Origin of the sequence: Streptococcus sp. 27098_8_22, assembly GCF_041432415.1 — a bacterium.
GTDB classification, from domain to species: Bacteria; Bacillota; Bacilli; order Lactobacillales; family Streptococcaceae; genus Streptococcus; species Streptococcus pseudopneumoniae_M.
In genome coordinates, this window is the sequence record NZ_JAPVZP010000007.1 from 50,591 (window position 1) to 63,938 (window position 13,348).

At 39.0% G+C, this 13,348-nt stretch carries 6 protein-coding genes; 4 read left to right on the forward strand and 2 right to left on the reverse strand.

All coding sequences use genetic code 11. From position 1 onward, the window contains the following. Positions 1-177 precede the first annotated feature (177 nt). Positions 178-906, reverse strand: a complete 729-nt coding sequence (gene rlmB / locus O3633_RS08000; protein WP_000855759.1) for a 23S rRNA (guanosine(2251)-2'-O)-methyltransferase RlmB — start codon at positions 904-906, stop codon at positions 178-180. Between the two features lie 44 nt (positions 907-950). Continuing rightward, positions 951-1,562 carry a peptide deformylase gene (gene def / locus O3633_RS08005; RefSeq protein ID WP_371620936.1) on the reverse strand — a complete coding sequence of 204 codons (612 nt, stop codon included), beginning with the start codon at positions 1,560-1,562 and terminating at the stop codon, positions 951-953. Between the two features lie 160 nt (positions 1,563-1,722). Between def and O3633_RS08010 the strand changes: the two genes are divergently transcribed. The 4 genes from O3633_RS08010 to O3633_RS08025 all read left to right on the forward strand — a co-directional run bounded on the left by O3633_RS08010 (position 1,723) and on the right by O3633_RS08025 (position 13,305). Beyond that, positions 1,723-3,042: a CapA family protein gene (locus O3633_RS08010; protein ID WP_371620937.1), complete on the forward strand. Its 1,320-nt coding sequence runs from the start codon at positions 1,723-1,725 to the stop codon at positions 3,040-3,042. A gap of 21 nt (positions 3,043-3,063) precedes the next feature. After that, positions 3,064-3,891: an HAD family hydrolase gene (locus O3633_RS08015; protein WP_049530909.1), complete on the forward strand. Its 828-nt coding sequence runs from the start codon at positions 3,064-3,066 to the stop codon at positions 3,889-3,891. 1 nt (position 3,892) lies between these two features. After that, positions 3,893-4,528 carry an SGNH/GDSL hydrolase family protein gene (locus O3633_RS08020; RefSeq protein ID WP_371620938.1) on the forward strand — a complete coding sequence of 212 codons (636 nt, stop codon included), beginning with the start codon at positions 3,893-3,895 and terminating at the stop codon, positions 4,526-4,528. Positions 4,529-4,938: 410 nt separating this feature from the next. Then, entirely contained in the window at positions 4,939-13,305 is an 8,367-nt protein-coding gene (locus O3633_RS08025; protein ID WP_371620939.1) for a streptococcal pilin isopeptide linkage domain-containing protein, read from the forward strand. The last annotated feature ends 43 nt before the right edge of the window (positions 13,306-13,348 follow it).

Sequence of the window (13,348 nt, forward strand, 5' to 3'; positions counted from 1 at the left end):
GCGGTGGGACAGAAATCGATAGACAAAGTCTCGATTTCGAAGTTCCAGCCCCACGAGGATGATTAGGAGCTTTTTGGAGTCTAAAAGACGAACAAAAAGTTCAATCAGCTACCGCGTCAAAGTTTGATTGCTAATAAAAAGTGAGGTCAGGATCTTTTGTCCTAACCTCACTTTTTATTAGAGTCGATTTCGAAAAACTTCGTACATGAGAATGGCTGCAGCGACGCTGGCATTGAGGCTCTGTACGTGCCCATTCATTGGAATAGTAATCATCTCATCCACTTGTTTTTTGATGTTGCTAGAGATACCTTTGCCTTCATTTCCTATGATGAGAGCAATCTTTCCTTTGGTATTCCATTTGTGGCAAGGAGTTCCGTTCATATCAGTACCAAATGTCCAGAAACCTTCATCCTTAAGTTTGTCTAAGGTTTGGCTAAGATTAGTGACTCGAGCAATAGGAACGTGTTCAATCGCACCTGTTGCTGTTTTTGCTACGACAGGAGTAACACCGACAGCTCGATGTTTGGGAATGATGACACCTGAAACATTGGTTGCATCCGCTGTTCTCAAGATAGAACCAAGATTATGTGGGTCCGTTAAACCATCAAGGATTAGTAGCAGTGGGTTTTCTTCCTGGCGTGTCTTAGCAAGAATTTGTTCAAGTTCAGTGTAGGCAAATTCAGAAACGCGCAAGACAAAACCTTGGTGAACAGCTCCTTCAGTCATCTCAGAAAGTGATTTTTTGGAAGTCCAAGAAATGGATACTTTCTTTTCAGTAGCCAATTCCTTAACTTTTTCCACATTCTTTCCTCGTAAATCTTCCTGAAGGTAGAGTTTGTTTCCAGTATTTGCTAAAAGAGCTTCTGTGACGGCATGAACGCCATAGACAATATCGTTTGTTTTCATATCTTCATTATAACACAAAATCCCGTCTTGCAACGGGATTTTCTTTATTCAAGAATGAGCAGGCCATCTTTAACTTCAAATGGGTCTTTTTCATTGATACGATCATAGAACATAATGCCATTTAAATGGTCAATTTCATGTTGAACTACGATTGAGTTGTAGCCTTTAAGTTTGATGCGGTGCTTTTCTCCATCCTTATCAAAATAGTCGACAGTTACTCGAGCGTGGCGGATAACATAGCCTGGAACGGCACGGTCAACAGACAAGCAACCTTCTCCCTCGCCTAGAGCAGCGTCTTGGACTGAGTGGGATACAATTTTCGGATTGTACATGACAGCCTGTAAATCATAGGCTTCTTGTGGAGTTTCCCCTTCCTCAGTGATATTCGGTACCAGTACGGCGATGATGCGTTTTGAGATGTCGAGCTGCGGTGCAGCAAGTCCAACTCCCCCACGTAGACCTAATTTTTCAGCCATAACAGGATCTTGCGAGTGTTTCAAAAATTGCATCATTTTTTCTCCAAGAATGATATCTTGATCACTCAAGGGGAAGCTGACTTCCTCGGCAACAGCACGAAGAGTAGGGTTCCCTTCGCGGATAATATCTTTCATATCGATTAAATGAGCAGATTTGGTAATTCGTTCTATAGCAGACATATTCTTTCCTTTCCTTCTATTACAATTACATGATAACACAAAACAGATGAGAAAGAAAGTCACAGAAGTTGCTAAAAAATAATATAATAAAAGGAAATACCTATTTGTCTGTGGTATAATAGAGTAAGAAATATGACTTTGAAATTATGGGAGAAAAGATATGGAACAACGTAGTAGTAGAAGAAAAAATGGTCCCGTTTTACAAGCTATTAGACATTCCGTTCGGTTTTTCAGGAACTATAAGCAGTGGAATAATCGCACTTTTATTGTGGTCTTGTTAGCTTCGGTAGCTGTCTCGATGATGCTTACTTTATTAGTGGAAGGAGCTCGAGGGATTTCTTTAAGCAGTAGTGATCCAAGTTCCGCACACCAAGAGTCAAGTTCTCAGGCAAATAATGCAGAGACGGAACAAGAAACGAGTGCGCGTATCATGGCAAATGGTGATTTGCTCTATCATGACATTATCTACATTTCAGCCAAAAAATCAGACGGCACCTACGATTTTCATGAAAACTTTGAATACGTAAAACCTTGGCTGAAGCAAGCTGACTTAGTTCTTGGTGATTTTGAAGGAACCGTAAATAAAGACCACTATCTTGCAGGTTATCCTTTGTTTAATGCACCTGGTGAAGTTATGGATGCTATAAAAGATGCAGGCTATCAAGTGCTAGATTTGGCTCACAATCATATCTTGGATTCTCAGATTGAGGGAGTGGTTTCAACTGCAGATGCTGTTGAAAAGGCAGGAATGACACCGGTCGGGGTCTATACCCATGAATCACGAGATAAGGCTCCTTTAGTTATCAAGGAAGTTAATGGTATTAAAGTTGCTATTTTAGCTTATTCCTATGGTTTTAACGGTATTGAACAAAGCATTTCACAAGAGGATTATAATCGTTATCTTTCAGACTTAGACGAAGATAAAATGAAGGCTGAAATTGAACGAGCAGAAAAGGAGGCGGATATTACAATTATCATGCCTCAGATGGGAGTTGAGTATCAAATTGAGCCGACTGAGGAGCAAAAGAAACTTTACCATAAAATGATTGATTGGGGAGCTGATATTATCTTTGGTGGTCATCCTCACGTTGTTGAACCAGCTGAAACGGTTGAAAAAGACGGTGATAAAAAGCTTATCATTTACTCTATGGGGAATTTCATCTCAAATCAACGGATTGAAACCATGCAGGATGTGGAAAATGCCAAGTGGACGGAACGTGGAGTCCTCATGGATGTGACTATTAAGAAGAAATCCGGTAAAACAACTATTGAGACGGCCCAAGCCCATCCAAGCTGGGTGAGTCGTACTCCAAAGGGAGGCTATTCTCCAGAAGGCTACCCACTCTATCTTTACCAAACTTATATCCTGGAAGACTTTATTGAGAGTGGAAAATACCGTAGTCAGTTAGACGAGGCCACCAAGCAACGGATTGATACAGCCTATAAAGAAATGAACGAGCATGTAGGTTTGAAGTGGTAGTGACATTAAAAGAGGAGCAAGATGGATATTAAGATAATAGCGACGGATATGGACGGTACTTTGTTGGATCCTCAAGGACAACTGGATCTACCTCGACTAGAGAAAATTTTAGATCAGCTAGATCAGCGTGGAGTTCGTTTTGTCATTGCAACGGGAAATGAAGTTCATCGAATGCGACAATTACTGGAACATCTAGCAGATAGAGTAGTTCTCGTGGTTGCTAATGGTGCTCGTATATTCGAAAATGATAAATTGATTCAAGCTCAGACTTGGGACGATGCTATGGTTGATAGGGCTTTGGGTCATTTTAAAGGCAGAGAGTGTCAGGATCAGTTTGTCGTAACTGCTATGAATGGCGGTTTTGTCAAGGAAGGTACTGTCTTTACAGAACTTGATAAATTCATGACTCCAGAGATGATTGAAAAGCTCTATCAACGAATGCAATTCGTCGATGAATTTGACTCTAATCTCTTCGGTGGTGTTCTCAAGATGAGCATGGTAGTTGGTGAAGAACGATCCGATTCGGTTTTACAGGAAATTAATGAATTATTTGATGGGCATGTGCGAGCTGTTTCTAGTGGATATGGTTGTATTGATATCTTACAAGATGGGATTCATAAGGCTTGGGGCTTAGAAGAATTGCTCAAACGTTGGAACTTAAAACCTGAACAAATCATGGCTTTTGGAGACAGTGAAAATGACATTGAAATGTTAGAGTTGGCAGGTATTTCTTACGCCATGGAAAATTCAGAGGATAGAGTCAAGGAAATTGCGACAGAAGTAGCTCCACCCAACAGTCAGGCAGGTGTTTACAAAGTTTTAGAAAACTGGCTAGAAGAAGGAGAATAACTTGGCAGTACAACTATTAGAAAACTGGCTCTTAAAAGAGCAGGAAAAAATTCAAACCAAGTATCGTGAACTTAATCAAATCTCAGTGATTGAACCAGATATCATCTTTATTGGAGATTCTATTGTTGAGTATTTTCCCTTGCAAGAATTACTAGGGACAACAAAGACCATTGTGAATAGAGGTATTCGTGGTTATCAGACCGGACTTTTACTAGATAACCTTGATGCTCACTTCTATGGTGATGCAGTGGATCAAATTGTACTTTTGATTGGGACAAATGACATTGGAAAAGATATTCCAATGAATGAAGCACTGAATAATCTCGAGAGTGTGATTCAAACCATTTCTCGCGACTACCCACTGTCACAGATAAAGCTAGTTTCCATCTTGCCTGTCAATGAAGGTGAGGACTTTAAACAGACAGTGTATATTCGTACCAATGAGAAAATCAAGGCGTGGAACCAAGCCTATCAAGACCTTGCCTCTGCCTATATGCAGGTTGAATTTGTGCCTGTTTTTGAGAACTTACTAGATCAGAAAGGTCAACTCAAGTCAGACTTCACAACAGATGGCCTTCACCTCAGCGTCTCTGGTTACCAGGCTTTATCAAGTACTCTAAAAAAATATATATTTTAGGATTGGTCTTTATCAGATATCTATCTTGTAATCAGTAATTTTACTAAAACAATAATTTATTCTAAACCTGTAAATTGAATAAAAAATATTCAATTTACAGGTTTGGAATTTTTTAATATAGAAAACATTATTAAGTGAAAGTTTTGTTTTGGTATAAAAGCTATTGGAATGCAATTATATAAAAAAAGCGACACTAACATACATTGATTTTAAGCGAATTAATTGCCATAAAAATGAATAATAATTATAAAAAAGCTAGGGAGTGAAATCCTTATTTCTTGATTTAAAAGGCCCGAATATGGTATACTGGTAGGGTTACTGCTAGTATGTAGAAAACTTTTATTTTTTCAGGAAAAGTCAATAATCTTACATATTATTAGTTGAAATGTTTAAAAAGGAGAACTTATCACATGATAAGAAGAGAGCAACAACGATTTTCTTTAAGAAAATACAAAGTTGGTGTCGCATCAGTTTTCTTAGGAACAACCCTTAGCTTCATGATGGCTAACGGTAGTGCTGTAAATGCTGCTGAGATTGTAGCAAAACAAACAGCAGAGAATACTGAACTAGTCGATAATAACGACAAGGAAAAGTTGAAAGAGCCATCAACGGATGTGGCAACTTCAGCTAATTCTGAAACTTCAGAAGTTAAGTCAGAAACATCAACACCTGAAGTTAAGTCTGAAGAAGTAAAATCAGAACCAACTGAAGTAAAATCAGAAGAAACAAAAGCTGAAAAACCTGAGGAAAAAACATCTGTTAGCCCTGAGGCAAAACCAGAGTCTTCTAAGCCAGTAGCAGCAACTGCTTCAAAAGTAGAAGAAGTTGTAGCAACTAAGCCTAAGGCAGAAGAAAAGACTGAATCTAAATCAGAGAAAAAATCTGAGCCTAAAGTAGAACTTTCAGTAGTAGCTGAGGCAACTAGCCTTGATACAAATGTCAGTGTAGATAAGGTTGAAGCAAAACCACTTGTTGATAAATCAACTCTTGCCTTAGCAGCGGAAAATACTGTAAATGCCGCTGCTTTGGCTACAAATGGTGGCCGTCGCCGTAACCGTCGTGCTGCAACTGACCATAACACAGAAGCAATAGCAACTACAACTACACTTAAAGATGGTGAAACAGCAGATCCAGATATGACAGATCCTGTTGGTGCAACAGTTAAGTCCCAGGATGTACCCGTAGGATACGAGAGAAAAGCTGGAGATTACTATACATTTAGTATCTTAGATCTCACAAAATTCAATGAACGCTACAATACTAACTACTATCTTCGTATCTATAAGAACTTTGATGCATCAACTGACTCAGTTGCAGAATTAATTGATAAGACAACAGGGGCTGTAGTCGAAACAAAAACTATCACTGCAACAAGTGGCACTCAGGAGTTCTCTACAACAACAACCAAGTCAAACTCTGAGTTGACCTTACAAGTTGACTATCAGACTTCTATGGCAGCAGATAAAACAGTTCAGCCTTTTCTACAAACAGGTTATAAGGTGGCTGATAGAATTGCATCGCTAGTAAATTCAGGTCATCAACTTACACCGACAGAACAAGCACTTTTTAACGCAGTTTATGCTGCTCGTACAACTACTGATATTATGAACGTAGTTGAGCCTACCTATAATGGACGCCCGATTACGGATAGTAACTTCAAAATTCCACGAGTTGTTACCAAAACCACTCACTATAAAGTAGTTGACAAAGCCAATCCTACCTATAATGCTAGTAAAACAGACACAACTGTTCAAGATTATGAGGCGAACGGTAATGAAGTTGAATTAGCCAAGTACACCTTGACAGCTACAGAAGGTCAAAACTTCACTGCTTCAGGTAAACGTCAGTTTGCAGGTTACAAACTCTATCAAGAAGTTCCTGCTGATAGTATGACGGGTTATGTTTCTCGTCCATATGTTGTTGGGACTAAATTTATGGATGCGGAGCGTGCGGGCATCAAGCGTATCAAAGAAATCGTTGGAGAAGATGGTTCAGTTGTCGTTCGTATCTATCTTCTTGATCCAAAGCAACAGAGCAAGCGTTCGAACGGTACCTTAAGTACAGATGGCTATATGCTACTAGCAGAAACCAAGCCTATAAAACCTAGAAAGGCAAACACAGAAGATTTAGTTGTTCAGAAGACTCCACTTTACACAATTCCTTTCACGGATAAGAATGGAGTAAACTATCCAAATGGTAAAGAAATGGAGTTTGGCTTCCAAAAAGCTTCAGGATACATACCTAAGAAAACAGTCTTTATTCCTTTCCTTGGAGATAATATTGGACACCTTTCTCCAAATGCCCAATTAGTAAGGGGAGTAAACGGTATTGGTACAAACGTTGACTTACTTAATGGATTGACGCCATATAAGGAAACAGTTTACTACTATGAAAAAGTAGATCCGGTAACCTATACACCTGAAGTAAGCAAAGTTCTTGATGGTCGTACCTTGAACGACGGTGACTTTAGCTTTACTCTTAAACAAGAAGGTGGTACACACCAAGAAACTGTTACCAACAAAAATGGTAAGGCAACCTTTAGCAAACTAACATTCGAAAAACCAGGTACTTACACTTATAAGATTACAGAAGTTGCTGGTTCGGATACGAATGTTGACTATGATGGTATGGAGGTTACTCTTACAGTTACCGTTACACAAAATGCTCAGGATAAACTAGAAGTTGGAGCAGTCTATACATCAACAGGTGGTCATGCTGAGGGTGAGAATGACAAGGTCTTCAACAACTATGTTGTAGCTCCAGTTAAGACTAAGTTTGACTTCAGTAAGGCTCTGGCAGGTCGTGAGTTGAAAGCTGGCGAGTTTAGCTTTGTTCTTAAAGATTCAACAGGTAAGGTTCTTCAAACTAAGACAAATACTAAAGAAGGTGTTGTAGCCTTTGATGACTTGACATTTGATAAGACACAAGTTGGAACCCACAAGTATACTGTAGAAGAAGTTCAAGGTTCTGAAGCAGGAATGACTTATGACACAATGAAAGCTGAAGTGACGATTACTGTTACCAAGGAAGGTCACCTTCTTAAAGCAACAAACACACTTCCTGCAGATACAGAGTTCAACAATACCTTCACACCAGCTCCTGTTAAAGTAAATCTTGAATTTGATAAATCACTTTCAAATGGCAACTTGAATGCAGGTGACTTTAGCTTCACTTTGACTGGTGATAACAATGTTAATGAAACTGTAACAAATAAAGCTAATGGTAAGATTAACTTCAGCGAATTGTCATTTGATCAAGTGGGTGTCTACAACTATACTGTCAAAGAAGTTAAAGGCGATAAAGCTGATGTAGACTACGATGCAATGACTATCGCAGTTAAAGTAACTGTAACCAAAGATGCAAGTACTGGTCTTTTGTCAGCTAAAACTGCAATGACCTCTACTGGTGGTGAAGCAACTGGTGAAGATGATAAAGTCTTTAACAACCATATAGTGGCACCAGTAACAGCTCAATTTGACTTCAGCAAAGCTCTTGCAGGTCGTACACTTAAGGCTGGTGAATTTAGCTTTGTATTGAAAGACAAAGATGGCACTGTTATCCAAACAAAACAAAATGATGCCGCTGGTAAGGTTAAATTTGATGCCTTGACATTTACAAATGCTCAAGTTGGTGATCACAAGTACACTGTAGAAGAAGTTATCCCAGAAACAAAAGAAGCTGGTATGACTTATGACACCATGAAGGCTAACGTGACAGTTACTGTTACCAAATCAGGTCATGCTCTTACTGCTGTTGCAACTCTTCCAACTGATAAAGAGTTCAACAATACCTTCACATCTGCTCCTACTCAAGCTCAATTCAAGTTCACTAAACGTCTTGAAGGTAAAGCACTTGAAGCAGATGCCTTCACATTCGAATTGCTTGAAAATGGCAATGTAATCCAAACTAAGAAAAATGCAGCAGACGGTTCAATCACATTTGATGCTATTGAATACAGCGCTGAAGGTGAACACACTTACACTGTGCGTGAAAAAGCTGGTAACGATACAAATATCGATTACGATACTATGAACGCAGTAGTGAAAGTTAAAGTTACTAAAGATGCAGCTACAGGTCTCTTGAGTACAGCTGTTACAATGCCTGAAGACACTGAGTTCAACAACTATGTGGTTTCTCCAGTTGTAACTAAGTTTGACTTTACTAAGAAATTGGCTGGTCGTGAACTTAAAGATGGCGAATTTAGCTTTGTTCTTAAAGATTCAACTGGTCAAACTCTTGAAACAGTGACAAATAAAGCTGACGGAACTGTAACATTCTCTGAATTATCATTTGATAATACTAAAGTTGGAACTCATACTTATACAGTAGAAGAAGTTATCCCATCTACTAAAGAGCTTGGTATGACTTATGATACTATGAAAGCTACAGTGACAGTTGAAGTTGCTAAGAATGGTCACACCTTGACTACTGTAACAAACGTAACATCAACTGGCGGTGTCAATGCTGATGGAACATCAACAGAAGGAACTGATGATAAAGAATTCAACAACAAGATCACTCCTCCTGAAACACCAGAATTCCAACCAGAAAAATTTGTTCTTAACAAAGAGAAATTTGACATTACAGGATCAAAACTTGTAGATGATGACGATGAGTTGACTGATGAGTACACTGCTACAAATGCAAACCCATATACAGATGGAACTTCAAACAACGAAGCAGAAAACATCAATACCAAGTCAGTTGAACGTGGAGATAAATTAGTTTACCAAGTATGGTTAGATACTAATAAATTCACTGACAGAAATAACATCCAATCTGTTGGCATCTCTGATACTTATGATGCAGATAAGTTAACTGTTAATGCTGCTGATATTAAAGCATATGACAGTGAAACTGGTGATGAGGTAACTGACAAGTTTGACATCAAGGTTGAAAATGGTGTCATTACAGCAACATCCAAGACTTCTGTAAACAAATCATTGGGTGATGCGGATAATATACAAGTTATCGATACAACTAAATTTGCATTTGGTCGCTACTATAAATTTGATATCCCAGCAACTGTTAAAGATGACGTTGCGGGTGGAGTGGACATCGAAAATAAAGCCAACCAAATCGTTCATGTTTATAACCCAGTAAGCAAATCTGTTGAAAAACCAACTCAAAAACGTGTCAACAGTGTTCCAATTGAAGTATCCTTCAACTTCACTAAGAAACTTGAAGGCCGTGAATTAAAAGCGAACGAATTCAGCTTCGTCCTTAAAGATTCAACAGGTAAAGTGGTTGAAACTGTAACGAACGATGCATCTGGAAATGTTAAATTCTCAGCTCTTAAATTCAAGAAGGGTGAAGAAGGCGTTCACAACTACACTGTTGAAGAAGTAGCTGGAACAGACGCAACTGTAACATACGATACAATGAAAGCGAATGTAACAGTAACTGTTTCTCACGACGGAACAGCTAAAGTTCTTGTGGCAACTGTTGGCGATACCGCTGATAAAGAGTTCAACAACGTCGTAACTCCACCAGAAGAACCTAAGTTCCAACCAGAGAAATACGTTGTTTCTAAAGAGAAATACGATATCACTGGTGATAAGCTCGTTGATGACGATTCTGAGTTGACAGATAAATATGGTGAAACAAACGCAAATCCATACGCAGATAATACCATCAATAATGAAGTGGAAAACTTAAATACTAAGACTGTTGAACGTGGTTCTAAATTAGTTTACCAAGTATGGTTGGATACAACTAAATTTGATGCAGCTAACAAGGACAACATCCAAACAGTTGGTATTTCAGATAACTATGATGAAGCGAAATTAAATCTTAATGCAGCTGACATCAAAGCCTACGACTCTGTAACAGGTGCAGAAGTAACTGATAAATTCGATATCGTTGTGAACAACGGTGTGATCTCTGCTAACTTGAAAGCTGGCTTCACGAAGTCACTTGGCGATGCAGAAAACACGCAAGTTATCGATACTACTAAATTCGAATTCGGACGTTACTATAAATTTGATATCCCAACAACAGTGAAAGACGATGTTGTAGTTGGTGCAGATATCGAAAATACTGCGGCTCAAGTTGTAAACTATTACAACCCAACAACTAAGAAAGTTGAAAAACCTGAAAAACCAACTGAAAAACGTGTCAACAATGTTCCAATTCAAATTGAACTTGACTTCAAGAAAGTTCTTGCAGGTCGTCAATTGAAAGCGAATGAGTTTACTTTCCAATTGTTAGACGATGATCAATTCAATGTTCTTGAAACAGTAACTAATGATAAGGATGGTAAGATTAAATTCACTAGCCTTAAATACACAAACAATGATCTCGGTGTTTACCGTTACAAAGTAGTAGAAGTTGCTGGAACAGACGCAACCGTTACATACGATACCATGAAAGCGAATGTAACAGTAACTGTTTCTCACGATGGAACAGCTAAAGTTCTTGTGGCAACTGTTGGCGATATCGCTGATAAAGAGTTCAACAATACAGTAAGACCTCCGGAAGAACCTAAGTTCCAACCAGAGAAATACGTTGTTTCTGAAGAGAAATTCGATATCACTGGTGACAAGCTCGTTGATGACGATAAAGAGTTGGCAGATAAGTACGCAGATACAAATGCCAACCCATATGCGGACGATGCATCAAACAACGAAGCTCAAAACTTGAATACGAAGACTGTGAAACGTGGCGACAAGTTGGTTTACCAAGTATGGTTGGATACAACTAAATTTGACGCAGCTAACAAGGACAACATCCAATCAGTAGGAATCTCAGATGACTACGATGAAACTAAGTTGGATCTTGACGCTACTAAGATCAAAGCCTACGATTCAGTAACAGGTGATGATGTCACAGCTAAATTCGATATCGCTGTGAACAATGGTGTGATCACTGCAACCCTTAAAGCTGGCTTCACGAAGTCACTTGGCGACGCAGAAAACACTCAAATCATCGATACAACTAAATTCGCCTTCGGACGTTACTACAAGTTCGACATCCCAACAACAGTGAAAGCTGATGTGGCAGCTGGTGTAGATATCGAAAATACTGCAGCTCAAGTAGTTAACTACTACAACCCAGTAAGCAAGACTGTTGAAAAACCAAGCAAACCAACTGAAAAACGTGTGAACAGCGTACCAGTTGAAGTATCCTTCAACTTCACTAAGAAACTTGAAGGCCGTGAATTGAAAGCGAACGAATTTAGCTTCGTCCTTAAAGATTCAACAGGTAAAGTTGTTGAAACTGTAACGAACGATGCAGATGGAAACGTTAAGTTCTCAGCTATCGAATTCAAGAAAGAACAAGCAGGCGTTCACAACTACACAGTTGAAGAAGTAGCTGGAACAGACGCAACCGTTACATACGACACCATGAAAGCGAATGTAACAGTTACAGTTAAACACGACGGAACAGCTAAAGTTCTTGTAGCAACTGTTGGCGACATTGCGGATAAAGAATTTAACAACCGTGTAGCTCCACCAGAAACTCCTGAGTTCAATCCAGAGAAATATATTCTTAATAAAGAGAAATTTAATATCACTGGAAATAAACTTCTTGATGACGATAAAGAATTGACTGATAAAGTAGCAGATACCAACAATGATCCATATGTGGACAAAGTTGATAATAATGAAAAGCAAAATATCAATACTCAAACACTCCATAAAGGTGATAAGGTTGTTTACCAAGTATGGTTGGATACAACTAAATTCACAGAAGCTCACAATATTCAATCTGTTGGTATTACAGATAAATATGACAGCGGAAACTTGGATGTTAATGTAGCTGATATTAAAGCTTATGATTCAGTAACTGGTGAAGATGTAACAGCTAAGTTTGATATCTCAATTGTGGATGGTGTTATTACTGCTACATCTAAGGCTGACTTGACTAAGTCTCTTGGAGATGCTGAAAATACTCAAGTAATCGACACTGCTAAATTAGCATTTGGACGTTACTACAAGTTTGATATTCCAGCACGTATCAAGGGAACTGCTAAAGAAGGTGTAGATATTGAAAATACAGCTTCTCAAATTGTTCACCAATATGATCCAACTAAGAAATCAGTTGAAAAACCAGAAAAACCAACTGAAAAACGTGTTATTAATATTCCAGTGAAAGTTGAATTCAACTTCACGAAGAAATTGGATGGTCGTGCATTGAAAGCTGGTGAATTCAGCTTCGTATTGAAAGACAAAGATGGCAACGTGATTGAAACCGTAAGCAATGATGCTGAAGGTAAGATCAAGTTCTCAGCTCTTGAGTTCAAACGTGGTCAAGAAGGTACTTATATCTATCATGTAGAAGAAGTGAAAGGTACAGAGGCTGGAGTTGAGTACGATAAGATGGTAGCGACTGTTGGAGTTACTGTAACTAAGGATGGTAAAGTGTTGACTCTTACTTCACAAATGCCTGAAGATACTGAGTTTAATAACAAGGTAACACCACCAACACCGCCAACACCACCAACACCACCAACACCGCCAACACCACCAACACCGCCAACACCACCAACACCACCAACACCGCCAACACCACCAACACCACCAACACCACCAACACCACCAACACCACCAACACCGCCAACACCGCCAACACCACCAACACCACCAACACCACCAACACCACCAACACCACCAACACCGCCAACACCACCAACACCAGTAACACCACCAACACCAGAAAAACCTAAAGGTCCTGAGTTGCCAAACACTGGTGAACAATCTAAATCTGGACTTGTTGCACTTGGTGCTGCACTTGGTCTGGTAGGTCTAGGTTTGGTTGCCAAACGTAAAAAATAGTATAAGAAAAAGAATCATTTTCTAGAATATGATCAGGAAGTGC

Bases quoted from the DNA above. Each gene is read 5' to 3' on its own strand.
- rlmB (WP_000855759.1), bottom strand. From the start codon at position 906: ATGAAAACAAACGATATTGTCTATGGCGTTCATGCCGTCACAGAAGCT.
- def (WP_371620936.1), bottom strand. From the start codon at position 1,562: ATGTCTGCTATAGAACGAATTACCAAATCTGCTCATTTAATCGATATG.
- O3633_RS08025 (WP_371620939.1), top strand. From the start codon at position 4,939: ATGATAAGAAGAGAGCAACAACGATTTTCTTTAAGAAAATACAAAGTT.
- O3633_RS08010 (WP_371620937.1), top strand. From the start codon at position 1,723: ATGGAACAACGTAGTAGTAGAAGAAAAAATGGTCCCGTTTTACAAGCT.
- O3633_RS08015 (WP_049530909.1), top strand. From the start codon at position 3,064: ATGGATATTAAGATAATAGCGACGGATATGGACGGTACTTTGTTGGAT.